At 70.7% G+C, this 24981-nt stretch carries 19 protein-coding genes; 14 read left to right on the top strand and 5 right to left on the bottom strand.

Features of this window, described 5'->3' with window-relative positions; translation table 11 throughout:
• The first annotated feature begins 101 nt into the window (after positions 1-101).
• From ATL45_RS19100 to ATL45_RS19065, 9 genes are all read left to right on the top strand, one after another.
• The gene (locus ATL45_RS19100) at positions 102-1655 is read left to right on the top strand and encodes a PucR family transcriptional regulator (RefSeq protein WP_093157869.1); all 1554 of its coding nucleotides are present in this window, start codon (positions 102-104) and stop codon (positions 1653-1655) included.
• A gap of 344 nt (positions 1656-1999) precedes the next feature.
• On the top strand, positions 2000-3115 hold the full coding sequence (gene ald / locus ATL45_RS19095) for an alanine dehydrogenase (protein ID WP_093157871.1): 1116 nt from the start codon (positions 2000-2002) through the stop codon (positions 3113-3115).
• A gap of 644 nt (positions 3116-3759) precedes the next feature.
• Positions 3760-4290 (top strand): hypothetical protein, encoded by a 531-nt coding sequence (locus ATL45_RS19090; RefSeq protein WP_093157975.1) that lies wholly within the window; start codon positions 3760-3762, stop codon positions 4288-4290.
• Between the two features lie 107 nt (positions 4291-4397).
• Positions 4398-5396, top strand: a complete 999-nt coding sequence (locus tag ATL45_RS19085) for an ABC transporter ATP-binding protein (protein ID WP_093157872.1) — start codon at positions 4398-4400, stop codon at positions 5394-5396.
• A complete protein-coding gene (locus tag ATL45_RS19080) occupies positions 5396-6250 on the top strand; it encodes an ABC transporter permease (RefSeq protein ID WP_093157874.1) in 855 nt (284 codons plus the stop codon). The genes ATL45_RS19085 and ATL45_RS19080 overlap by 1 nt, the downstream gene beginning before the upstream one ends.
• Positions 6251-6471: 221 nt before the next feature.
• Complete coding sequence (locus ATL45_RS19075) at positions 6472-10191, top strand: ABC transporter ATP-binding protein (RefSeq protein WP_093157875.1); 3720 nt, start codon at positions 6472-6474, stop codon at positions 10189-10191.
• A 740-nt stretch (positions 10192-10931) separates the two neighbouring features.
• Positions 10932-14552 (top strand): multifunctional oxoglutarate decarboxylase/oxoglutarate dehydrogenase thiamine pyrophosphate-binding subunit/dihydrolipoyllysine-residue succinyltransferase subunit, encoded by a 3621-nt coding sequence (locus ATL45_RS19070; RefSeq protein ID WP_246025845.1) that lies wholly within the window; start codon positions 10932-10934, stop codon positions 14550-14552.
• A 262-nt stretch (positions 14553-14814) separates the two neighbouring features.
• Positions 14815-14991, top strand: a complete 177-nt coding sequence (locus tag ATL45_RS38930) for a DUF6104 family protein (protein WP_093157878.1) — start codon at positions 14815-14817, stop codon at positions 14989-14991.
• A 242-nt stretch (positions 14992-15233) separates the two neighbouring features.
• Positions 15234-15782 carry a dihydrofolate reductase family protein gene (locus ATL45_RS19065; protein WP_093157880.1) on the top strand — a complete coding sequence of 183 codons (549 nt, stop codon included), beginning with the start codon at positions 15234-15236 and terminating at the stop codon, positions 15780-15782.
• A 91-nt stretch (positions 15783-15873) separates the two neighbouring features.
• On the opposite strand, the gene ATL45_RS19060 is transcribed toward ATL45_RS19065, so the two are convergent.
• Positions 15874-16509 (bottom strand): antibiotic biosynthesis monooxygenase, encoded by a 636-nt coding sequence (locus tag ATL45_RS19060; protein WP_093157881.1) that lies wholly within the window; start codon positions 16507-16509, stop codon positions 15874-15876.
• A 265-nt stretch (positions 16510-16774) separates the two neighbouring features.
• On the opposite strand from ATL45_RS19060, the gene tdh reads away from it, so the two are divergent.
• Genes tdh through ATL45_RS19045 form a run of 3 tightly spaced genes read left to right on the top strand, consistent with a single transcriptional unit; the run spans position 16775 to position 19898 of the window.
• The gene (tdh, locus tag ATL45_RS19055; protein WP_093157883.1) at positions 16775-17815 is read left to right on the top strand and encodes an L-threonine 3-dehydrogenase; all 1041 of its coding nucleotides are present in this window, start codon (positions 16775-16777) and stop codon (positions 17813-17815) included.
• Complete coding sequence (locus ATL45_RS19050; protein ID WP_093157884.1) at positions 17815-19002, top strand: glycine C-acetyltransferase; 1188 nt, start codon at positions 17815-17817, stop codon at positions 19000-19002. The genes tdh and ATL45_RS19050 overlap by 1 nt, the downstream gene beginning before the upstream one ends.
• Positions 18999-19898, top strand: coding sequence for a LysR family transcriptional regulator (locus tag ATL45_RS19045; protein WP_093157886.1), 900 nt, complete (start codon positions 18999-19001; stop codon positions 19896-19898). The genes ATL45_RS19050 and ATL45_RS19045 overlap by 4 nt, the downstream gene beginning before the upstream one ends.
• A gap of 1 nt (position 19899) precedes the next feature.
• Here the strand turns inward: ATL45_RS19045 and ATL45_RS19040 are convergent, their stop codons facing one another.
• The 3 genes from ATL45_RS19040 to ATL45_RS19030 form a co-directional block, all read right to left on the bottom strand.
• Complete coding sequence (locus ATL45_RS19040) at positions 19900-20589, bottom strand: DUF1028 domain-containing protein (RefSeq protein WP_211841247.1); 690 nt, start codon at positions 20587-20589, stop codon at positions 19900-19902.
• Entirely contained in the window at positions 20586-21014 is a 429-nt protein-coding gene (locus ATL45_RS19035) for a GreA/GreB family elongation factor (RefSeq protein WP_093157887.1), read from the bottom strand. The genes ATL45_RS19040 and ATL45_RS19035 overlap by 4 nt, the downstream gene beginning before the upstream one ends.
• A 409-nt stretch (positions 21015-21423) precedes the next feature.
• A complete protein-coding gene (locus ATL45_RS19030; protein ID WP_093157889.1) occupies positions 21424-21774 on the bottom strand; it encodes a DoxX family protein in 351 nt (116 codons plus the stop codon).
• Between the two features lie 86 nt (positions 21775-21860).
• Here ATL45_RS19030 and ATL45_RS19025 point away from each other — a divergent pair, with 86 nt between their 5' ends.
• Positions 21861-22760: a LysR family transcriptional regulator gene (locus ATL45_RS19025; RefSeq protein WP_093157890.1), complete on the top strand. Its 900-nt coding sequence runs from the start codon at positions 21861-21863 to the stop codon at positions 22758-22760.
• A 222-nt stretch (positions 22761-22982) separates the two neighbouring features.
• On the opposite strand, the gene ATL45_RS19020 is transcribed toward ATL45_RS19025, so the two are convergent.
• On the bottom strand, positions 22983-23948 hold the full coding sequence (locus ATL45_RS19020; protein ID WP_093157892.1) for a zinc-binding dehydrogenase: 966 nt from the start codon (positions 23946-23948) through the stop codon (positions 22983-22985).
• 170 nt (positions 23949-24118) lie between these two features.
• Between ATL45_RS19020 and ATL45_RS19015 the strand changes: the two genes are divergently transcribed.
• The gene (locus ATL45_RS19015; protein ID WP_093157894.1) at positions 24119-24973 is read left to right on the top strand and encodes a hypothetical protein; all 855 of its coding nucleotides are present in this window, start codon (positions 24119-24121) and stop codon (positions 24971-24973) included.
• Positions 24974-24981 lie beyond the last annotated feature (8 nt).

The raw sequence follows: 24981 nt of genomic DNA, 5'->3' as shown, positions 1-24981 counted from the left end.
TGCGATTGTCGAGTTGCTCCCGCAACGATAAACGGGCCCGCTCTGGTGTCACAATGCCCTCCCCGGTCGCCAGGCGGCCGCAGGTTCTCTGGAGGCCGGTGATGCTGGACGTCCGGGCGCTGGTCCAACGGGTCGGGCCGACCCTGCTGCGCGCGGTGGCGGTCCCGGAATCGACCCCGTGCGTCGGCGACGTCGTCATCGCCGAACCCGATCAGCACCCGACGGTGGTCGACGGTGATCTCGTGCTGGGCGTCGCCGTCGCCGACCGCGAGCAGGCGGCGGCGCTGGTGCGCATCTGCGGCGATCAGGGCGCTGCGGCGGTGCTGCTGAAGCCGCCGGTCTCCGACGACGAGCAGGTCGTCTCCGCGGCCGCGGAGGCCGGTGTCGCGCTGGTCGAGGTGCGGCCGGAGACCGCGTGGGCCCAGCTGGTCTGGTTGATCCGGGCGGCGCTGGCCCGGACCGGCCTCGACGAGGCGGACGCGCGGAGCTCCGGGGTCGGCGACCTGTTCCGGCTCGCCGACGCGGTGGCCGACGTGGTGGACGCGCCGGTCACGATCGAGGACGCGCACTCGCAGGTGCTGGCCTACTCGGCCCGGCAGGACCTCACCGATCCGGCCCGGGTCTCGACGATCATGGGCCGCAGGCAGCCCGACGACGTGCTGGCCAAGTTCCGGGCGCGCGGCACCTTCCGCAAGCTCAGCAAGGGCAGCTCGGCGATCTTCGTGCCCGCCCAGCAGGACGGCACGCTGCCCCGGCTGGTCGTGCCGATCAGGATGGGCGGCGAGCTGCTCGGATCGATGTGGGCGGTGGTGCCCGACGAGGTCTCCGAGGAGCGCGCGACGGCGTTCGCCGACACCGCGCCGCTGGTCGCGCTGCAGCTGCTGCGCTGGCGAGCCGTCGCGGACGCCGAGCGGCGGCACAGCGCGGAGCAGGTGCGGCTGCTGCTCGAAGGCGGCGACGGCTGGCGGGTCGCGGCCCACGAGCTGGCCGTTCCGAACGAGCAGCACCGGGTGATCGCGATCGAGATGCCCGCCTCGGCCGGGCCCGCCGAAGGACACCGGCTGGCGCTGTGGGAGTGGATCACGCGCGGGATCGGGCGCCGCCCGCTGGTCACCGAGATCGGCGCCATGCTCTACGCGGTGGTGCCCGACCGTGCCCGCGGCGGCTGGCTCGAACTGCGCACCGCGCTCGCTTCGCACGACATGTCGCCGCGACCGCTGATCGCGGTCGGCACCGCGGTCGCGGTCGCCGAACTGCACCAATCGCGATCGCAGGCCGAAGAGCTGGTCAGCCTGCTGCGCACCGGCCACCTCCAGGAGCGCGTGGCGGTGTACGAGGACTACTGGCACCTGCTGGTGCTCAGCCGCATGGCGGGCGCGGCGACCGACGCGGGCATCGGCTCGCTGGGGCCGCTGGCGACCCTGCGCGAGCACGACCGCACCCAGAGCACCGAATACCTGGCGACGCTGCGCGCCTGGCTGCGCCACCCCGGCGACCCGCGGCAGGCGAGCCACGAGCTGCGCGTCCACCCGAACACCTTCCGCTACCGGATGAAGCGCCTCACCCAGCTCGTCGACATCGACCTGGACGACCCCGACGTCCGCTCCGCCCTCCACGTCCAGCTGCTCGCCGAGCGCTGGGCCCAGCACGGCTGAGAGCAGGGGAACCTTCCTGTCACGGGCAGCCCGCTGACCTGAGGAAGGGAACCTTCCTGTCATCCCCGGCCCGGCCATCGGCTCCGGCGATGCGAGCAAGGGAACCTTCCTGTCACTGCGAGCCCGTCGGCCGCGAGTACGGGCGGTGCGAGCATGGGAACTTTCCTGTCATCGGTGGTGCGGAGCCGCGCTGCGGAGCCGGCTCACCGCCCGCCTTCGCGGCGGCGCTCGGTTTGTGCTGCGAGCACAAACGCGCCGGGGCAATCTCATCGCGTGGGAATGATGCGCCCCCGGCATCGGCGGCGGATCGTTGTGCGCAACACAGGAGACGAAAGGATTTCCCCGTGAAGATCGCCGTGCCGCGCGAGATCAAGAACAACGAGTACCGGGTCGCGATCACACCTGCGGGCGTGCACGAGCTCAGCAGCCGCGGGCACGACGTCTTCGTCGAGGCCGACGCGGGCGCGGGCTCCTCGATCCCGGACGAGGACTTCCTCTCCGCGGGCGCGAAGGTCCTGCCCAGCGCCGATGACGTGTGGGCCGAGGGCCAGCTCGTGCTCAAGGTCAAGGAACCGATCGCCGAGGAGTACCCGCGGCTGCGCCGTGACCAGGTGCTGTTCACCTACCTGCACCTGGCCGCCTCCGCGGAGCTCACCGACGCGATGCTGGACTCCGGTGTCACCGGCATCGCCTACGAGACCGTGCAGACCGCCAACGGCGCCCTGCCGCTGCTCGCGCCGATGAGCGAGGTCGCGGGCCGGCTCGCGCCGCAGGTCGGCGCCTACTCGCTGATGCGCCCCAGCGGCGGCCGCGGCGTGCTGCCGGGCGGCGTGCCCGGTGTGCACCCGGCTCGCGTCGTGGTGATCGGTGGCGGTGTCGCGGGCCTCAACGCCGCCCGCGTCGCGCTGGGCATGGGCGCCGACGTGGAGCTGCTGGACACCAACGTGGACAAGCTCCGCGAGATCGACCGCGACTTCCACGGCCAGATCCGCACCGTGACCTCCAACCGCTACACCGTCGAGCAGGCGGTGCGCGCCGCCGACCTGGTCATCGGCGCGGTGCTGATCCCGGGTGCGAAGGCCCCGACGCTGGTCTCCAACCACCTGGTGTCGGAGATGAAGCCGGGCAGCGTGCTGGTGGACATCGCGATCGACCAGGGCGGCTGCTTCGCCGACTCGCGCCCGACCACGCACGACGACCCGACCTACCGCGTGCACGACTCGGTCTTCTACTGCGTGGCGAACATGCCGGGCGCGGTCCCCAACACCTCGACCCACGCGCTCACCAACGTCACGCTGCCCTACGTGCTGCGGATCGCCGACCAGGGCTGGCAGCAGGCGTGCCGCGCGGACGCCGCGCTGGCGGGCGGGCTCAACACCCACGACGGCAAGCTCGTCAACGCCCCGGTCGCCGAGGCGCACGGCCGCACCAGCACCCCGATCAGCGACCTCCTGTCCTGACCGATCTCCCGGACGAACCCCGTCACCGCGCGTCGGTGGCGGGGTTCGCCGCGTTCCGGACGACCGCCGCTGACAGAAAGGTTCCCTTGCTCGCACGCCACCGGCAGGAAGGCTCCCTTGATCACCGGCTGGCGGGTGCGGCTGACAGGAAAGTTCCCTTCCTCGCGTGACCGTCGCGCGGCCACGGGACGCGCGGTGACAGAAAGGTTCCCTTCCTCAGCTCAGCGGGCCGAGCGTGACAGGAAGGTTCCCTTGCAAACGTCGCAGCCGTGCCGGGGGCAGGCGGAAGCGCCCGGACCGGATGGTCGCCGGTCGGGCGGGGAACGATCACGTGGTCGCGCGGCGTGGTGGACGCTGAATGCGAAGAGGCCTCAAACAGCCGAACGGGGCGGCCCGCTCAACCAGCCTGGGGGTCACCGGGAGCAGGCCGCCACCGTCAGTGTAGGGCACGATCGCCCATTTGCCGACGACGCGAGCACCCACTCGGCGGGCATTTTCGGGCCGAATCGATAACCACTCGATGGAGTGAGCTCGAGCCCCTGCTTGTGCAGGCGTGGCGCTCGGCTGCCGATGTCACCCGTTGGGACCAGCCCGGTTGGCCCGTTCAGCGGGCTGCCGCAGGCGCTACGACGGGAGGCGAAGTGGTGGACACGCCGTTACGCAAGGCCGTTCTCGACCGGCTCGACAACCTCGACCGGGTGGTGACCGACGATGACACCGAAGTGCTCCTCCCCCTCGCCCGCGCCGAGCTCTACCGGCTCACCTCGGGGTTGCGGGCGCTGCTCGACGAGCACCAGCCCGGTGAGGACGGCAGGTGCCCGTCGTGCCAGGGGACGCTGCGCAGCCGGCCGTGGCCGTGCACGGTGTGGTTGACGGCGCACCGGCAGCTCATCGGCGACCACTCCGGCCGACCGGCCCGCACGACGCGGCTGAACGCGCTGCGGCGGAGGTTGAGCCGCAGACCCGCTCAGGAGGAATCCGACGTGGAAGTCATCCCGCAGCCGATCGTCTCCTCGGCCGGATCCGGCCCCAGCGACTGGGACACCAACGAGTTCACCCGACCCGACCTGACCGCCGGTCCGCCGCCCGAACCACCGGTGGGCGGGCACCTTGAGACCGATCACCGCAAGATCCACCGAGCGGCGGTGATCGACCGCGGCATTCAGTGGCCGTAGCCGCACCCGTTGTGAGCTGGTCAGGAAAACGACCACTCCGCACCTGTCCCCCGACTTCGTCCGGCAGGATGGACGGCGTCGGGTGAACAGGTGATGTTGGAGGGTGTGTGCACGACGGCAGCGGCCGGATCATCGTGCGAGGTCTCAGCAAGAGCTACGGGCCGGTGCACGCGGTCCAGAACCTCGATTTCACGGTGCGGCCAGGCACGGTTACCGGGTTCCTCGGTCCCAACGGGTCCGGGAAGACCACGACGCTGCGCATGATCCTCGGCCTGGTCACACCGACCGCGGGCACCGCGACGATCAACGGTCTGCCGTTCCACCAGCTGCCCAACCCCGCGACGGTGATCGGCGCCGTCCTCGACGCGCAGAGCTTCCACCCGGGCCGCACCGCGCAGAACCACCTGCGCTGCTACGCGGCGGCCATGAACGTGCCGGACGAGCAGGCCGACCGGGCGCTCGAGCTCGTCGGGCTGGCACCCGCCGCGAAGCGCAAGCCCAGCGGCTTCTCGCTGGGCATGCGGCAGCGGTTGGCCCTGGCCACGGCGCTGCTCGGCGATCCGCAGGTGCTCGTGCTGGACGAACCCGCCAACGGGCTCGACCCGGAAGGCATCGCCTGGCTGCGCAACTTCCTGAAGGCCTTCGCCGCGAGCGGCCGCACCGTGCTGATGTCCAGCCACTTTCTCCGGGAGATCGAGCACACCGTCGACCAGCTGGTGGTCATCAGCCGCGGGCAGTGCGTGTACGACGGCAGCATCGAGCAGCTGCGCGCCGCCCAGCAGTCGCGCGCGCTGGTGCAGGCCGCCGACCCGGGTGCGCTGGCCGAGAAGCTGCAGGAGGCCGGCTACCGCATCGAGTACGTGCCGGACGGGCGGTTGGCGGTGCTCGAAGCGGATTCCCGCACGGTCGCCGACCTCGCGCTGAACGCCGGGATCGCGCTCTACGGCATGCAGGACGAGCGGATCGGCTTGGAGCAGCTGTTCTTCCAGCTCACCAACGGCCAGTACACGGGCGTCCCGCAAACCGGGCCCGGAGCCCAGGCGTGGGCCCGGCCGGTCGGCCCGCAGCAGTCCGACGACCAGCGCGGACTCGGGGGGAGCATGTGATGGGCGCGCTGCTCAAGGCGGAATTCCGCAAGACCTTCACGACCAATCTGTGGTGGGCGCTGCTCATCCCGGTCGCGGTGATCGGGTTCGGCGCAGGCTGGATGGGCACCAGCTTCGTCGGATTCCTCAACAGCATCCAGCAGCTGGACCGGCCGGTCCCGCTGGCGCTGCTGTCGGTGGCCATGTCGGCGAACTTCAGCACCATCTTCGGCGCTCTGTTCGGTGCGCTGACCATCGCGGGCGAGTACCGGAACAAGACCATCACGACCAGCTTCCTGACCAGCAATCCGCGCAGCGCGGTGCTCATCGCGAAGCTGATCCTGGCCGCGGCCGTCGGCGCGGTCTACGGGCTGGTCAACGTGCTGTGCGCGAGCCTCGGCGGGCTGGTCGGCGCGAGCCAGAACATCGGGCAGTTCGGCGACATCGGCGACTGGCTGAGCGTCGGCGCCACCTGCGTGCTCGCGATGGTGCTGTGGACGCTGCTCGGAGTCGGGTTCGGCGCGCTCGTCGCGAACGCGGTGCTGGCGATCATCCTGCCGCTGGTCTACAAGTTCGTCGTCGAGTTCATCGTCTCGATGGCGCTGGTGAGCTCCAACGTCTCCGGCATCGGCCCGTACCTGCCGGGCTCGGCGGGCAACGGGATCGTGTCCAACCTGGCGGTGCCGCTGTTCATCGCGGCAGTGGCCGGACCGGACGAACCGGACGTGCCGCGGGTGGCCTTCGAGATCCTGCACGTGTTCTTCGGCGGCCACTACGGGCACGCATGGTGGGCGAGCATGCTCACGTTCCTGGCCTACACCGCCGTGTTCATCGCCGGTGGCTGGTGGGCGAGCCGCCGCCGCGACATCGCCTGAGCCGACGCGAGGATGGGAACCTTCCTGTCAGCAGCGCGCCCGCTGACGTGAGGATGGGAACCTTCCTGTCAGCAGCGCGCCCGCTGACGTGAGGATGGGAACCTTCCTGTCACCGGCGCGGCGCGGGATGACAGGAAGGTTCCCATGCTCCACCGGTTGGTGAAGTCACACTGCGGAGTTGGGCGGGCTGCGTGGTCAGTGGCTCGGCATAACCTTGCTGCGTGAGCGACTCCGGTAATCCCCGCCCGTCATCCGGCGGCTGGATCCGTCGCCTCTTCGCCGCTTGTCGACGGCACCCGGTCGCCCTGGCTCTGGCGATGGGCGCGTCGGTCACCGCAGTCGGCCTGGAGGCCCTGGTTCCGCTGCTGACCAAGCTGGCGGTGGACGACGCCGTCGCGAACACCACCGACCGGTTGTGGTGGATCGTGGTCGTCCTGCTCGTGCTCGGCGTGTTCCGCTTCGGCGCGGCGTTCGTCCGCCGCTACAGCGCCGGGCGGCTAGCGCTCGACGTGCAGCACGACCTGCGGCGCGCGGTGTTCGGCGCGATGCAGCGGCTGGACGGGGGCAAGCAGGACGCGTTGCGCACCGGGCAGGTGGTGTCGCGGTCGATCAGCGATCTGCAGCTGGTGAACTCGCTGCTGTCCATGGTGCCGCTGGCGGCCGGGACCGCCGTGCTGGCGCTGTTCGCGATCATCGCGATGCTGTGGCTGTCGCCGCTGCTCACCGTGGTCTCGCTGATCGTCGCTCCGCTGATCGCGGTGGTCTCCGCGCGCAGCAAGAAGCGGTTGTTCCCGGCGACGTGGTCGGCGCAGCAGCGCGCCGCCGACATCGCTCAGCACGTCGAGGAAACGGTCACCGGTGTCCGGGTGGTCAAGGGCTTCGGGCAGGAGGACCGCGAGGTCGGGCGGCTGGAGACCCGGGCGCGGCGGTTGTTCGGCGAGCGGCTGCGCGCTGCCCGCATGACCTCCACGCCGGCGGCGAGCCTGGCCGCGCTGCCGTCGGCGGGCCAGGTCGGGGTGCTCGGGCTCGGCGGCTGGATGGTGCTGCACGGGCAGGTCAGCCTGGGCACGTTCGTGGCCTTCGCCGGGTACGTCGCGATGCTCGGCGGTCCTGCTCGGATGCTGTCGAGCGTGGTGATCCAGGCGCAGCTCGCCCGCGCCGGTGTCGAGCGGATCCACGAGCTCATCGACTCGCAGCCCGAGGTGCAGGAGAAGCCCGGTGCGGTGCGGTTGCCGGAGGGCCCGCTGGAGGTGCGCTTCGACGAGGTGACCTTCGGCTACACCCGGGACCAACCGGTGCTCTCGGAGGCTTCGCTGCAGGTGCGGCCGGGTGAGACGGTGGCGCTGGTGGGCCCGGCGGGTTCGGGCAAGTCGACGGTCTCGCTGCTGCTGACGCGCTTCTACGACGTGCACTCGGGCAGCGTCGCGATCCGGCCCGCGGAGGACGGCGCCGCTGCCCACGACATCCGCGACCTGCGGCTGGACTCGCTGCGCAGCACCGTCGGGGTGGTGTTCGAGGAGGCGTTCCTGTTCTCCGACACCATCCGCGGCAACATCGCCTACGGCCGCCCGGACGCTTCGGAGGCCGACGTGATCGCCGCGGCGAAGGCGGCGGAAGCGCACGAGTTCATCACCTCGCTGCCGGGCGGCTACGACACCGAGGTCGGCGAGCGGGGCCTCACCCTCTCCGGCGGGCAGCGGCAGCGCGTCGCGCTCGCTCGGGCGCTGCTGTCGAACCCGCGGATCCTGGTGCTCGACGACGCCACGTCGGCCGTCGACCCGGCCACCGAAGCGGCGATCCACGACACCCTGAGCTCGGTGACCGCCCAGCGCACGACGCTGCTGATCGCGCACCGCCGCTCGACGCTCGCGCTGGCCGACCGGATCGCCGTGCTCGACGAGGGCCGGGTCGTCGACGTCGGCACCGAGGCGGAGCTGGCGCAGCGCTGCGAGCTCTTCCAGTCGCTGCTGGCCGGTCCCGGCGACTCCATCGACGACCGCCGCGACGGCTCGCTGACCTCGAACGGCGAGGGCATCACCCCGGAGCTGTGGCCGGAGCCGGACGAGTCCGAGGCTGGTGGATCGATGCCGCCGACGCCGGAGCTGGCCGAGGGCATCCGGAAGCTGCCGCCGGCGACCGACCGGCCGGACCTGCGCGACGAGGACCCCACCGCGCCCGACCCGGACTTCAAGCTCTCCCGGCTGCTGCGGCCGATCCGCTGGGGCCTGCTGCTGACCGTGCTGCTGGTCGCCGGTGACGCGCTGACCTCGATCGCGCTGCCGTCGCTGGTGCGCCAGGGCATCGACGGCGGCATCAGCACCGGGACCGTCGACGTCCTGTGGTGGGCGACCGCGCTGGCCGGGCTGATCGTCTGCACCGGGTGGTTGGTGGTCAAGCTGCAGACCGTCGTCACCGCCCGGACCGGGGAGACCCTGCTCTACCTGCTGCGGTTGCGCAGCTTCGCGCACCTGCAGCGGCTCGGCCTGGACTACTACGAGCGCGAGCTGGCCGGCCGGATCATGACGCGGATGACCACCGACGTCGACGCCCTGTCGACGTTCCTGCAGACCGGGCTGGCGACGTTCGTGGTCAGCGTGCTCACCCTGTTCGGCATCGCCGGCGCGCTGCTGGTCACCGATGGTTCGCTGGCCCTGGTCGCGATGGCGGTGCTGCCGGTGTTGCTGGTGGCGACACTGATCTTCCGCAGGGTCTCGTCGGTCGCCTACGCCGAGGCGCGCGAGCGGGTCAGCACGGTCAACGCGGACCTGCAGGAGAACGTCTCGGGCATGCGGGTGGCGCAGGCGCACCGGCGCGAAGGCCACGCGGCGAAGGTGTTCGCGCAGCGCAGCGACGCCTACCGCCGTTCGAGGCTGCGCGCCCAGCGCTACATCGCGACCTACTTCCCGTTCGTCGCGCTGCTGTCCGAGATCGCCCAGGCCGCGGTGCTCGGCGTCGGTGCGGCGCGGGTCGCCTCGGGCGACCTGACGCCGGGTGTGCTGGTGGCGTTCCTGCTCTACCTCGGGTTGTTCTTCGCGCCCGTGCAGCAGCTGTCCGGTGTCTTCGACGGCTACCAGCAGGCCATGGTCGGGCTGCGGCGCATCGGTGACCTGCTGCGCACCCCGACTTCCGTGCCCGATCCGACCGAACCGGCACCGGTGCCCGAGCGGCTCAGCGGCGAGGTCGAGCTGCGGTCGGTGTCGTTCCGCTACTCCGGGACCGAGCAGTTCGCGCTGCGCGACGTCTCGCTGCGGGTGCGCGCCGGCGAGACGGTCGCGCTGGTCGGCGCGACCGGCGCGGGCAAGTCGACGCTGATCAAGCTGATCGCGCGGTTCTACGACGTCACCGATGGCGCGGTGCTGATCGACGGGGTGGACGTGCGCCACTACGACCTGGCGGCGTTCCACCGGCGGCTGGCGGTGGTGCCGCAGGAGGGGCACCTGTTCACCGGCGACGTCGCCGACAACATCGCCTACGCGCGCCCGGGCGCCGACCCAGCCGAGGTGGAGGGCGCGGCGCGGGCGGTCGGGGCGCTGCCGGGGATCGCGATGCTGCCCAGCGGCTTCCGCCAGCAGGTCGGCGAGCGCGGCCGCGGCCTGTCCGCGGGCCAGCGGCAGCTGGTCGCGCTGGCCCGCGCGGAGCTGGTCGATCCCGACGTCCTGCTGCTCGACGAGGCGACCGCGGCGCTGGACCCGGCCACCGAGTCGATGGTGATCGCAGCCAGTGATCAGCTCGCCGCGCAGCGCACCACTTTCGTGGTCGCGCACCGGCTGGCGACCGCGGCCCGCGCGGACCGCATCGTGGTCGTCGACGACGGCCGGATCGTCGAGCAGGGATCCCACGCCGAGCTCCTCGACGAGGACGGCCACTACGCGCGCCTCTGGCGAGCGGCGGACGCGACCGGCGACCGGCACGCGACCGCCGACAGGTCCAACATCGCCTGACGGCGCTGCGAGCATGGGAACTTTCCTGTCACCCACCGGCCCGGAGCACGCGGCGGTCACGTGAGGAAGGGAACCTTCCTGTCAGGCCACTTCCCCAGCACAGCTGGGCCGTAGCTGCGAGGAAGGGAACCTTTCTGTCACTCGCCCCTGCCCCGGGCCGCGCGGCGATCGCGTGAGGAAGGGAACCTTCCTGTCAGGCCGCTCCCCCAGCGCGGCGAGCCCGGGCTGCGAGCATGGGAACTTTCCTGTCACCCACCGCACCCGGGCGGCGGTGCGAGGGTGGGAACCTTCCTGTCACGTTCCGCGACAGCGCCGGTACTGCGAGATACTGGTGTTGCCGCTGGTGAGACGTGTCACCCGGGCGGTTCCGGGATCCGGGAAACCTGGTCACGGGCCGGGAACACAGCGTGTCGTTGAAACGTCATACTGGTTACGGGCGACAACCCAGATGGAGTATTGGCAAGCGACGCCGAATCGCGAACGAGGCATGTTGTGCGGCCGTTGATCTTTCACGTGAGCCGAACCGGGCGCATCCCGGCGCAAGCTGGGCTTTCCTGATCGATTTTGTGACCGAGGTCGTCAGCCGAACGGCCGTCCTGTGTGCCAACCTCGCGAATCGGACCGCTAGCCTGGTACTCGAGTGTGTCTGTAAATCACGAGCATATGGATCGAGGCGAACGCCAGCCGTGTCCAGCAGCCCTGCGTCACAGTTCGGCCCCAACGAGTGGTTGATCGAGGAGATGTACGAGCGGTACCTCCAAGATCCCACTTCCGTAGACTCGGCGTGGCACGAATTCTTCGCCGACTACCAGCCGGGCCAGGCAGCCACCGAGAACACCGCTGCTGCGGCCGCCGCTGCAGCGGCCCCGACCACCACCGCCACGCGCGCAGGTGGGACCAACGGCCAGGTCCCGACCCCCGCGCCGGCCGCACCTCCGGCCAGCAAGCCGGCCGCTGCGCCCAAGCCGTCGCCGCAGCAGGCCGCGAAGACCGCTCCGGTCAAGGAGCCGCAGGCCGGCGGTGAGGTCAAGACGCTGCGCGGCGCGGCGGCTGCGATCGCCAAGAACATGGACCAGTCGCTGACCGTGCCGACCGCGACGAGCGTGCGCGCGGTGCCGGCCAAGCTGCTGTTCGACAACCGCATCGTCATCAACAACCACCTGAAGCGGAACAAGGGCGGGAAGATCTCCTTCACCCACCTGATCGGCTACGCGCTGGTCCGGGCGGTGCGGGACTTCCCGAACATGAACCGCCACTACGGCGAGGACGCCAAGGGCAAGCCCGCGGCTGTCACGCCGGAGCACGTCAACCTGGGCCTGGCGATCGACCTGCCGGGCAAGGACGGGTCGCGCAACCTCGTGGTCGCCTCCATCAAGGGCTGCGAGGACATGACGTTCCACCAGTTCTGGCAGGCCTACGAGGACATCATCCGCAAGGCCCGCAACAACGCGCTGACCGCGGACGACTTCGCGGGCACCACGATCTCGCTGACCAACCCCGGCCCGTCGGGCACCAACCACTCGGTGCCGCGGCTGACCAAGGGCCAGAGCGCGATCATCGGCGTCGGCGCGATGGACTACCCGGCCGAGTTCCAGGGCGCCAGCGAGAAGGCCCTGGTCGACATGGGCATCAGCAAGATCGTGACGCTGACGTCCACCTACGACCACCGGGTCATCCAGGGCGCGGAGTCCGGTGACTTCCTGCGCAAGGTCCACCAGCTGCTGCTGGGCGGGGACAACTTCTTCGACGACATCTTCGCCTCCCTGCGCATCCCGTACGAGCCGGTGCGCTGGACGCAGGACATCCCGGAGGGCGCGGTCGACAAGACCGCCCGCGTGCTGGAGCTGATCGACGCCTACCGCACCCGCGGTCACCTGATGGCGGACATCGACCCGCTGAACTACCGGCAGCGGCGGCACGAGGACCTCGACGTCCTGTCGCACAGCCTGACGCTGTGGGACCTGGACCGGGAGTTCGCCGTCGGCGGGTTCGCGGGCAAGGAGCACATGAAGCTCCGCGACGTGCTGGGCGTGCTGCGCGACTCCTACTGCCGCACCGTCGGCGTGGAGTACATGCACATCCTGGAGCCCGACGAGCGCGAGTGGCTGCAGCAGCGGGTCGAGAAGCCGCACACCAAGCCGGACCCGACCGAGCAGAAGTACATCCTGTCGAAGCTCAACGCGGCCGAGGCCTTCGAGACGTTCCTGCAGACCAAGTACGTCGGGCAGAAGCGGTTCTCGCTGGAGGGCGCGGAGACCGTGGTGCCGCTGCTGGACGCGGTGCTGGACACCTCCGCGGCGCACGAGCTCGACGAGGTCGTCATCGGCATGCCGCACCGCGGCCGGCTGAACGTGCTGGCCAACATCGTCGGTAAGCCGATCTCGCAGATCTTCCGGGAGTTCGAGGGCAACCTGGACCCGGGTCAGGCGCACGGCTCCGGTGACGTCAAGTACCACCTCGGTGCCGAGGGCAAGTACTTCCGGATGTTCGGCGACGGCGAGACCAAGGTGTCGCTGACCTCCAACCCGTCGCACCTGGAGGCCGTGGACCCGGTGCTGGAGGGCATCGTCCGCGCCAAGCAGGACATCCTGGACAAGGGCCAGGAGGGCTTCACCGTCCTGCCGGTGCTGCTGCACGGCGACGCCGCCTTCGCCGGCCAGGGCGTGGTGGCCGAGACGCTGAACCTGTCGCTGCTGCGGGGCTACCGCACCGGCGGCACGGTGCACGTGATCGTCAACAACCAGGTCGGTTACACCACCGCGCCGGAGCACTCCCGCTCCAGCAAGTACTGCACCGACGTGGCGAAGATGATCGGCGCGCCGGTCTTCCACGTCAACGGTGACGACCCCGAGGCCTGCGTCTGGGTCGCGCGGCTGGCCGTGGAGTACCGCCAGGCGTTCGGCAAGGACGTCGTGATCGACATGGTCTGCTACCGGCGCCGCGGTCATAACGAGGGCGATGACCCGTCGATGACCCAGCCGAAGATGTACGACGCGATCGACAAGATGCGCAGCGTCCGCAAGGTCTACACCGAGTCCCTGATCGGCCGCGGTGACATGACCGTCGAAGAGGCCGAGAAGGCGCTGAAGGACTACGCCGCTCAGCTGGAGCACGTGTTCAACGAGGTCCGCGAGCTGGAGAAGCACCCGCCGACGCCGAGCCCGTCGGTGGAGTCCGAGCAGCAGGTGCCGCGCGGCCTGGCGACCGCGATCTCCCGGGAGACCCTGGAGCGCATCGCCGAGGCACAGATCGACCTGCCCGAGGGCTTCACCCCGCACCCGCGGGTCAAGCCGGTGCTGGAGCGCCGCGCCAAGATGGGCCGCGAGGGCGGCATCGACTGGGCGTTCGGCGAGCTGCTGGCGTTCGGTTCGCTGGTGATGGAGGGCCGCGGGGTCCGGCTGACCGGTCAGGACAGCCGCCGCGGCACGTTCGGCCAGCGGCACTCGGTGCTGATCGACCGCAAGAACAACACCGAGTACACGCCGCTGCAGAACCTGTCGGAGGACCAGGCGAAGTACCTGGTGTACGACTCGGCGCTGTCGGAGTTCGCGGCGCTGGGCTTCGAGTACGGCTACTCGGTGGCCAACCCGGACGCCCTGGTGCTGTGGGAGGCGCAGTTCGGCGACTTCTTCAACGGCGCCCAGTCGATCATCGACGAGTTCATCTCGTCCGGTGAGGCCAAGTGGGGCCAGCGCTCCGACGTGGTCATGCTGCTGCCGCACGGCCACGAGGGCCAGGGCCCGGACCACACCTCCGGCCGCATCGAGCGCTGGCTGCAGCTGTGCGCCGAGGGCTCGATGACGGTCGCGATGCCGTCGACCCCGGCGAACTACTTCCACCTGCTGCGGCGGCACGCGCTGGACGGCATCCACCGCCCGCTGGTGGTGTTCACGCCGAAGTCGATGCTGCGGTTGAAGGCCGCGACCAGCCCGGTCGAGGACTTCACCGAGGGCAAGTTCACCTCGGTGATCGACGACCCGGCGCAGCCGGACCCGGCGAACGTCCGCAAGATCGTGATGTGCACCGGCAAGCTCTACTACGAGCTGGCGGCGCACCGCGACAAGGAGGGCATCACCGACACGGCGGTCGTCCGGCTGGAGCAGCTGTACCCGCTGCCGCACCGCAAGCTGGGTGCGCTGCTGGAGCGGTACCCGAACGCCACCGAGGTCCGGTGGACCCAGGAGGAGCCGGCCAACCAGGGCGCCTGGCCGTTCCTGGGCCTGGCGCTGCCGGAGCTGTTCCCGCAGCTGGTCGGCAAGCTCCAGCGGGTCTCGCGTCGTCCGATGGCCGCCCCGGCCACCGGTATGGCCAAGGTCCACGAGGTCGAGCAGGCCGAGGTCGTGCGCAACGCCTTCGCCTGATCCACGGCTGAGAACGGGCCGTCGGTTCTTCGGAACCGGCGGCCCGTTTTCGCACGTCGGGGGCGTGGGTGACAGGAAGGTTCCCATGCTCGCAGCACCGGATCGCGGAGCCTGGTGCATCCCGGCGGCGGGGGCATGGGTACCTTTCTGTCACCCGGGTGCGGTGCGGTTCCCCGCGCCGCACCCGGATTCGCGTTTCGTACTCTGCTGTTCTGGCCACCCCGATTCCACGGCCAGAACGCGAAAACCCTAGGAGGAAGCGGTGTACTTCACCGACCGCGGCATCGAGGAGCTTGAGGACCGTCGCGGTGACGACTCGGTCACCTTGTCGTGGGTAGCCGACCGGATGCGCGCCTTCGTCGACCAGAACCCCGAGTTCGAGGACGCCACCGAGCGGCTGGCCACGTTCCTCGCCCGCGACGACGCCGACGACGAGTGACGGCGCGAGCAGCTGCCGGATGAGCCCCGATCCGACCACGAGAGTGGCGGCGGGGCTCGTTTCCGTTTTCAGGCCGGCATTGGGTTGGTCGAGGCGCAGCAGGTTGCGCCAGTCGTAGGTGCGTCGGTTTCATCGCGACGCACCCGTTGCGCTTCGTGTTCCGTCCTTGCTAGCCTCCAATCCGATTGCAAAATGCAATCGGATTTTGGAAGAGCTACAGGACTTCAGGAGATCGCTTTCCCATGCGCAAGCTCATCTCGTTCACCGGCATCAGCCTCGACGGCTACTACAAGCGCGCCAACGAAGCTTTCGACTTCCCCAACGTCGACCAGGAGTTCTTCGACTTCTGCAACCGGCAGAACTCCTACATCGACACGCTGGTGTTCGGGCGCGAGACCTACGAGCACATGGCCGCGCACTGGCCGAACGCCACCGAGGGCGACCCCGAGATCATCGAGTTCATGAACAGCGTGCCCAAGATCGCGGTGTCCTCGACGCTCGAGCGGGCCGACTGGAACAACACCACGCTGGTCCGCGACGACCTCGCCGGGACGATCAAGGAGCTGAAGGACCGGCCCGGCAAGGAGATCGCGCTGTTCGGCAGCGTGCAGCTGACCGCGAGCCTGCTGGAGCTGGGACTGATCGACGAGCTGCGCATGATCGTGTTCCCGGTCCTGCTGGGCGACGGCATCTCGGTGTTCTCGACGCTTGGTGGCCAGGTCGACCTCGAACTCCTGCGGACCACGAGCTTCCGGTCCGGCAACGTCCTGCTGACCTACCGGCCGGCCTGACACCAGGTCGGCTTCGCGGCCGGGATGACAGGAAGGTTCCCATCCTCACGCCGGCGGGCGAGCCGGTGACAGGAAGGTTCCCATGCTCGCATCACAGGTGGTGGCGGGTGAGGCTGCGGCGGAGCCGGTAGAGGTTGCCAGCGGCAGCTTTCTGTTCGTGGTTGGGACTGGTGGCCGCGCTGCGCTTGTCGGCCCACTCCTCGTAGACCAGGACGCGGCTGCCGTCGGTGCTGACGTGGAAGTGGGCCGCCCGCAGGCCCGGCGGGAGGTCGGGCGGAGTCCCGAGCCGGGCCTGCGCCTCGGCCACCAGCCGCTCCGCGTGCTCCGGCCCGTCGGCGTCCGAGACGAACACCGCGACGACCTCACCGCCCGGCCCGTCGGCGATGACGCTGCCGCGCAGGCGGTACCTGACCAGCCCCGGCCGTTCGATGCCCGGGACCACCTCGTCGATGCCGCGCACCAGCGTCGGCCGGTAGGTGCGGACGAACTCGCGGTGTGCTTCGTCGTCGGTCCACTGCGCGTAGTTCAGGACGGTCTCGCCGTCCAGGCTGACGAAGCAGTTCAGCGACAGGAAGGCCTCCGGCCAGGGCGCGGCCTTCCACTCCGCGATCGTCGCGTCCACCGCGGCACGCTGCCGTTCCGGCGTGCCCACCAGCCACGGGCTCACCAGGATCGTGCCGACGTCGGTTCGGGTGATTTCCGGCAACACGATGTGGTCAGGCTTCATCGGACGCTCCGCGTGATCGGCGAGGGCTTGCCCATCCATCTTCGAACTTCCAGCTAGGTGGAGGGCAAGCTCGCAATCGGGGCGACAGGAAGGTTCTCTTCCTCACAGCGGTCAGCGCGCGGATGACAGGAAGGTTCCCATCCTCGCCCCTCCCCCGGCCGCTGTGCAGCGCTGCTAACCAGCCAGTGCAGAAAGTCGAGATGGACGGCCCGCCGGGGTCGGGCCAGACTCCGTTTGCGACACAGCCATCGAGAGCGGAGGAACCGTGCGCGCACTGGTGAAGACCTCGCCCGCGCCGGGCTTGGAGCTGGCCGAGGTCCCCGACCCGACGCCGGGCCCCAACGACGTCGTGGTGCGCGTGCTGCGCACCGGGATCTGCGGGACCGACCTGCACATCGCGTCGTGGGACGAGTGGGCCGCCCGGACCGTGCCGACACCGCTGGTGGTCGGCCACGAGTTCGCCGGGGAGGTGGTGGCCACCGGCAGCGCCGTCACCCGGGCCGCGGTCGGCGACTTCGTCAGCGGCGAGGGCCACATCGTGTGCGGGAAGTGCCGCAACTGCCAGGCCGGGCGCAGGCACCTGTGCGCGAACACCAAGGGGCTCGGCGTGCACCACAACGGGGCGTTCGCCGAGTTCGCGGTGCTGCCCGAGCAGAACGTGTGGGTGCACCGCGGCGAGATCGACCCCGACGTGGCGGCGATCTTCGACCCGTTCGGCAACGCCGTGCACACCGCGCTCAGCTTCCCGGTCGTCGGCGAGGACGTGCTGATCACCGGCGCCGGGCCGATCGGGCTGATGGCCGCCGCGGTGGCCAAGCACGCCGGCGCGCGGCACGTGGTGATCACCGACGTCAGCGAGCACCGGCTGGAGCTGGCCCGCAAGATCGGCGTCGACCTGGCGGTGGACGTCTCCACGACGCGGCTCGCCGAGGCGCAGCAGCAGCTGGGCATGAGCGAGGGCTTCGACGTCGCGATGGAGGTCTCCGGCCAGCCCGACGCGCTGCGGGAGACCGTGGCGAACATGTCGCACGGCGGCCGGATCGCGATGCTGGGGCTGCCCGCCGCGGAGTTCTCGGTGGACTGGAGCGCCGTCGTGCTGAAGATGCTCACCGTCAAGGGCATCTACGGGCGCGAGATGTTCGAGACCTGGTACTCGATGTCGGTGCTGCTGGAGTCCGGGCTGGACCTGACCCCGGTGATCACGCACCGCTTCCCCTACACCGAGCACGCCGAGGCTTTCGAGACGGCCCGCAGCGGACGCTGCGGCAAGATCATCCTCGACTGGACAGCGAAGGGTTCCGCCTGATGTACACGATCGCCGAGGGGCTGCGCGCCGAGCTGGACGAGATCCGCGCGGCAGGCCTGTACAAGGACGAGCGGGTGCTGGAGTCGCCGCAGAGCGCCCGGGTGGGCGTCGCCGACGCGGAGGTGCTGAACTTCTGCGCGAACAACTACCTGGGGCTGGCCGACCACCCCGCGCTGCTGGCCGCCGCCGAGCAGGCCCTGTCGAAGTGGGGCTTCGGGATGGCCTCGGTGCGGTTCATCTGCGGCACGCAGGCCCCGCACAAGGAGCTGGAGCGGCGGCTGTCGCAGTTCCTGGGCACCGACGACACGATCCTGTACAGCTCGTGCTTCGACGCCAACGGCGGGCTGTTCGAGACGCTGCTCGACGAGCGGGACGCGGTGATCTCCGACGAGCTCAACCACGCGAGCATCATCGACGGCATCCGGCTGTGCAAGGCCCGCCGCGGCCGCTACCGCAACCGCGACATGGCCGATCTGGAACGGCTGCTGCAGGAGAACTCCGATGCGCGGCGCAAGCTGATCGTCACCGACGGCGTGTTCTCGATGGACGGCTACCTGGCCCCGCTGGACGAGATCTGCGCGCTCGCCGAGAAGTACCAGGCGCTGGTCGTGGTGGACGACTCGCACGCGGTCGGCTTCACCGGCCCGAGCGGCGCGGGCACGCCCGAGCTGTTCGGCATGACCGACAAGGTCGACGTCGTGACCGGCACGCTGGGCAAGGCGCTCGGTGGCGCCAGCGGCGGCTACGTGTCGGGGCGGGCGGAGATCGTGGAGCTGCTGCGGCAGCGGTCGCGGCCGTACCTGTTCTCGAACTCGCTGGCCCCGTCGATCGTGGCTGCCTCGCTGGCCGCGCTGGACCTGGTGGCCTCGCAGCCGGAGCTGCGGCAGCAGCTGCAGGACAACAGCGCGCTGTTCCGGCGGCGGATGACCGAGGAGGGCTTCGACCTGCTGCCCGGTGAGCACCCGATCATCCCGGTGATGATCGGCGACGCGGCCGAGGCGGCCCGGATGGCGGACCTGCTGCTGGCCGAGGGCGTCTACGTGATCGGCTTCTCCTACCCGGTGGTGCCCAAGGGCAAGGCGCGCATCCGCACCCAGATGTCGGCCGCGCACACCGCCGCGGACGTGGAGCGGGCGGTGGCGGCGTTCGTCGCGGCCCGCGCCGGGATGGATAGCATCGAAGGGTGATTGACCCGCGGCGGCTGCTGATCCTCCGCGCGCTCGCCGACCACGGCACGGTGCGCGCGGCGGCCGAACGGCTCTACCTGACGCCGTCGGCGGTGTCGCAGCAGCTGACCGCGCTGGAGAACGAGGTCGGGCAGCCGCTCCTGATACGCCAGGGGCGGCGGGTCCGGTTGACCGCCGCAGGCGAGCTGCTGGTGGAGCACGCCAAGGCGGTGCTGGCCGAGCTGGAGCGGGCCGAGGCGAGTCTCGCGGCGTGCGCGGCGGGCACCGCGGGCACCGTCGAGGTGGCGTCGTTCGCCTCGGCCATCACGCAGGTGGTGGCCCCGGCGATCGTGGCGCTGCGCGGCCGCGCACCGGACGTGCGGGTGCTGGTGCGCGACGCCGAGGCGCACAACAGCTTGATGATGCTGCTCGCCGGGGAGATCGACATCGCGATCTCGATGGAGTACACCTCCACGCTGCACGCCGATGCGCGCCGGGTGACTCGCTTCCCGCTCTACGCCGAGCCGTTCGACGTCGTGCTCCCCGCCGGTCACGCGCTCGCGGAGGCGCCGGAGGTGGCGCTGGGCGAGCTGCGCGAGGCTGAGTGGATCGCGCCGCTGCCGGGCAACCCGTGCCGCGCGGTGGCGCAGGTGTGCTGCGAGAACGCGGGTTTCGTCCCGGCCATCACGCACACCTCCGACGACTTCCGCGCGGTCGAGGCGCTGGTGGCGGCGGGCACCGGGGTGGCGCTGGTGCCGCGCACGGCGATCTCCGGTGATCTCGGCGCGGTGTCGCGGCCGGTGGCGGGCAAGGCACCGACCCGCCGGGTCTTCGCGGCTGTCCAGTGCGGGCGGGACGAGCACCCGCTGGTGCGCGTGGTGCTCGACGCGCTGCTGGAGCACCCGGGCGCGGAGTGAGTCAGCCGAGCAGTTCCTCGAACCCGCCCAGCGGGTTCTCCCTGGTCGGCAGGGCCGCGACGAACGGCAGCAGCTCGCGCTTGGCGACCTCGTGGATCCGGCGCAGCTCGGCGACCGGCTCGGGGTGGTCGTCCACCCGCAGGTCGAGGTGCGGGTGCGGCGCACCGGTGTTGACGTGCAGCGCGGCGCTCTGCTTCCCGCGCCGGTCGCCGCCTGCCCGCTGACCGGCTTCGAGCGCGGCGAGCAGTCGCTCGTGCAGCGGTTCGCCCGCGGTCGCCTCGAACCGCTCGGCCATGGCGTCCACCGTTCGCCCATCCACCAGCATGTTCCCCGCGACGGCGTAGCCCTGGCCCACCCGGTGGCCGCGCCACGGATGGGTTTCCGGGCCGGTGTGGGCGGCCGCGCGGCCGTGCCGGTCCACGACCGCGACCTGCCGGGCGTCCGCGCCCGGGTCCGATGCGATCAGTTCGTGCAGCGCCGCTTCGGCCGAGTGCGTGCGGAGCAGCTCCAGCCCGTCTGCACCGAGCAGCGGGTTGATCAGCGCCTGGGTCGCGACGGCCCCGGAATCGGCGTGCACGTGCACGGCCAGCGAGCCGATCGCGGGCATCCGCGTGCTGATCGCGATACCTGCGCAGCCGACGGCCACGTCGTACGCGGCGATCGAGAACGTGCCCGCGTACAGGCCTTTCACCTGCGGTGTTGTCCGTGGGGCACGGCCCGCACGAGCGTCACTTCCGCCGTGCCGCCGTTCGGGACCGCGTAGGTGCGCCGCTCGCCCTGCTTGGCCCCGGAAAGCGCCGCGCCGAGCGGCGATTCCGGCGAGTAGACGTCGAGGTCGTCATCGGCGCCGCCGCGCGCGCCGAGCAGGAACGTCTCGGTGTCGCCGTCCTCGAAGCGGACCGTGAGGACCATGCCGGGTTCGGCGATGCCGTCGTCCGGCGGCGCTTCACCGACCACCGCATCGCGCAGCAGCTCCTGGATCTCCCGGATGCGGGCGCGGCGCTGCGCCTCCTCCTCGCCCTCGCTCTCGGTGCGGCGGGCGAGCAGGTCGTCGAGCTCCGCGCGCAACCGGGCGTGGGCTTCCTTGGTCAGCCAGCGGGGTTGAGCAGTGGTCATCGTTTCCTCGGTTTCGATCGTTGGGTGGCAAGTCCTGGACGCGTTCGAATTCGCAGCACCTGGGTGCATCGCGGCAGCTCGGAGGAGCGCGGCGTTTCGGCGCGCGTGCCGGAATCGGCGGGGCGCTCAGCGGGTGGCGGGTTTCGCTTCCCGCGAGCAGCAGCTCCGCATCGGCCGGGAACAGCCGGCCATGAACGACCGGTCGGGCACGCGGCGGTCACGACGGACATGTGCGATATCGCCGACCATGACCAGCCCTCCCGTGCATCGACACCGGCGTTCCACTCCGAGGATGGCCGAGCCGGGAGACCCGCCCATTGTCGCGTCCGGACAAAAACGTGATCGAAATTGTCCGGTCCGTCCAGCTGTCAACGGACCGGATTGTGCTTACGCGCGCGCGAGCCGGCGTTCACGTGCCGAGGCCGAGGGCGAGCGTCGCGGCGGCGAAGCCCAGGAAGAGCCCGGGAGCCGTGAGCGTGGCGTACTGGCGGGCGCGCACGTGGGCGATGACCGCGCCGACGTAGAACAGGACGAGCCCGATCGCCGCGGCGATGCCGATGAACCGGACGCCCATCAGCCCGACCAGGAGGCCGATCGCCCCGGCGGCTTTGAGCGATCCGAGCATCGGGAGCCACGACGCGGGCACTTGCACGGCCGCCGAGTTGGCCAGGACGAACTTCGCCCGGGCCAGATCGGCGGCGGCGATCCCGGCGTTGAACAGGATCGTGATCGACGTGACGATCAAGTAGGCGGTGAGCACTGGATCCCTCCTCCGCAGCAGCTGACTCCCCCAGCCTCGCCACCGACGCCGTTTGCGTCCAATACCTGCATCTATAACCTGGTGGCATGGACGTCGACACGCGGCTGCTGCGCTACTTCGCCGCAGTGGCGGAAGCGGGCAGCCTGACCCGCGCCGCCGAGCTCCTGTTCGTCTCCCAACCCGCGCTGACCAAGCAGGTCAAGCAGCTGGAGGCGCTGCTCGGCGTCCAGCTGTTCACGCGCTCCCGCACCGGCATGGCCCTCACCGGGCCCGGCCGCACCCTGGCCGCGCGGGTGCCCGGATTGCTTTCCGGCTGGGACGAGGCGCTGCGGGAAACGCGGAGCTCGGCCAGCCGGGAAGCGCGGGTCCTGCGGGTGGGCTTCCTGGCCAGCGCGGCCAACGAGGCGACCCAGCAGATCGTCGCGGCGTTCGGCCGGCTCCGCCCCGGCTGGCGGGTCGACATGCAGCAGGCGTCGTGGTCGAACCCGACCGCCGGGCTCGCCGACGGGGACGTCGACGTGGCCCTGCTGCGGCTGCCGTTCCCGGGCCAGGAGGCGCTGCGGGTGGCGGTCCTGCTCACCGAACCCCGCTGGGTGGCGCTGCCTTCGACGCATCCGCTCGCCGCGCGCGAGGAGATCGCGTTCGACGAGCTGCGCGACGAACCGTTCGTGGCGGCTCCCGAGGAGACCGGCTGGTGGCGGGACCACTGGCTGGCCGTGGAAGAACGCGGCGGCCACCCGGCCCGCATCGGCGCTGTCACCGACCAGCCCGACGCCTGGCTCAGCGCGATCGCCAACGGCTACGGCGTCGCGCTCGCCCCGGAGTCCTCCGCCCGCTTCTACGCCCGCCCCGGCGTCACCTACCGACCGGTCACCGGCGTCGGGCCTAGCCGGGTCGGCGTCGCCTGGGCACCGGCCGACGACGCCAACCCGGTCGTCCAGGACTTCGTCCGTTGCTGCCTGGAGCACGCCCCCGGAGCCAGCTGAGCGGAGCCGCGAGCATGGGAATTTTCCTGTCATCGGCGAGGCCGACGATGCGAGGAAGGGAACCTTTCTGTCACCGGCGGCCCGCTGCTCCGAGCCGGGAAACTCCCTGCCGTCCGCACGCCCGCTCGCGCGAGCATGGGAACTTTCCTGTCACCGGCGACCGGCTGCGAGCATGGGAACTTTCCTGTCACGCACCACACCTGAACAGGCACTTCGCGCCGGTCAGGCGACCAGGAGCGTCCGGCCCGGCGAGGTGCGGGCCTCGACGGAGGCGTGTGCGTCCGCCGCGCGCTCCAGCGGGAACGTCCGGCCGATGGTCGGCTTGATCCGCCCGGCCGCGGCTTCCGCCAGGGCGCGCGCTGCCATCGCCCGCAGCCCTTCGGCGTCGGGCTGCTCGTCGAGCAGCCCGACCACGGTCAGCTCGCGCCGCTTCGCCTCCACCTCGTCGTACTCGGCGAAATCGCCGCCGGGCGCGCCGTAGGTGAAGACCCGGGCACCGTCGTTGACCGCTCCGAACGCATCGCTGCCGGTCCGGCCGCCTGCACCGTCGAGCACCACGTCGACGCCGCCACCGGCCAACTCGCGCACCTGCTCCACCCAGTCGGCGTCGGTGTAGTCGACCGCGTCCGCGCCGAACGAGCGCACCAGTTCCAGCTTCACCTCGCCCCGCGCCAGGCCGACCACCTGGGCGCCGGCGGCGCGCGCCAGCTGCACCAGCAGCGATCCGGCTCCGCCGACCGCCGTCGTGACCAGGACGCGGTCCCCGGGCCGGATGCTGGCGGCTTCGGCCAACCACACCGCGGTGGCTCCGTCGTGCAGCAGCGATGCCGCTTCGTGCGCCGTCAACCCGTCCGGAACGGCGATCAGCGCTGCTTCGTCCACCGCCACGAGTTCGGCGTAGGTGCCGCTGTTCCCGGTGCCGGCGACGACGGTCCGCCCCAGCCAGGACGGATCAACGTCCGCCCCGAACGCCACCACTTCACCGGCCACACCGTCACCGGGCACGTACGGCGGCTCGAACCCGAAGAAGTCCTCGCCCCAACCGCCGCGCAGCTGGGTGTCGAGGAAGAGGACGTCCACTGCGGACATCCGCACCACCACCTGTGCCGGGCCCGGTTCCGGAGCGGCCGCCTCGACCACCGACAGCACTTCCGGTCCACCGAACCGGGTCACTTCCACCGCACGCATTTCCGACTCCGTCCGCCGTAGGTGAGATCAGCCTCGAACCTCGACATAACTTGAAGTCAAGGAACTCCCGGAAGTTCTCGCCACCGCGGCACGAGATCACCCGATGCGGACCCGCGAAGCCGGGTCGATCACTACCCTCACCGAGGCCGCCACCGACCCGGAGGAGCACGTTGAACCTGTCGTCCGCGTTCAAGATCGCACTGGCCCACGTGCCGGTGATCCTGGCGCTGGCCGCCATCTTCTGGTTCGACCGCCGGGGCGCGCGCAAGCTGCTGACGAAGTGGGGCGTGCCCGAACCGCCGGAAACCCAGGTCAGGACGGCCCTGCACTACCGGCGGATGCGGTGGGCCTGCTACCCACTCCTCGTCCCCGCGACGATGTGGATCACTCATCTGGCGACCGGGACCGACCAGTACCGGCTCACCTCGATCCCGGTGGCGGTCCTGCTCGCGGCGGCGCTCGCCGAGCTGCTGGCGCTGCCGATGAGCAAGCACATCCCGACCGTCCGGCGACCGCTGTTCGCGCTCGTTCCGAAGTGGGGCCTGGTGCTGTGCGGTTTCCTGCTGCTGGCCGCGGTCGTCACCGGGATCTTGGACTTGTCGGCGCAGCAGCTCGCGACGTCCGTCCTCACCGAAGCCGATACCTCGCCCCTCGAGCGGGCGACCAGACCCGAAATCCCGATCACCGTCCCGCTGCTGGCGACCGCGATCATCCTGCTGGCCGCCGCCGTGGTGCTGTGGTGTTCCGCAACGCGATCCTTCAGCCCGGACCACGCGGTCGACCTCGCGCTGCGGACCCGGAGCGCGCGGGTCGCGCTGGCGCTCGCGGCGGTGAGCCAGGCGGTCTACGTGCTCCCGCTGGCCTGGTGGCGCGTTCCGCTGGTCGCCAACAACCGGCCGACCACCGATGCGGTGGAGTGGGTTCGGCAACTGGACGGAGTGGTCGGAACGGCGCTGCTCCCCCTCTTCCTCGGCGCCCTGGCGTGCTGGCCCCTGATCGCCGCACCGGCGCGGAATCGGTCCTGACGCCTCCG

It is taken from the genome of Saccharopolyspora antimicrobica (assembly GCF_003635025.1).
GTDB classification, from domain to species: Bacteria; Actinomycetota; Actinomycetes; order Mycobacteriales; family Pseudonocardiaceae; genus Saccharopolyspora; species Saccharopolyspora antimicrobica.
The sequence above is the reverse complement of the archived record's forward strand: the minus strand, read 5'-3'. Positions and strand labels throughout refer to the sequence as shown.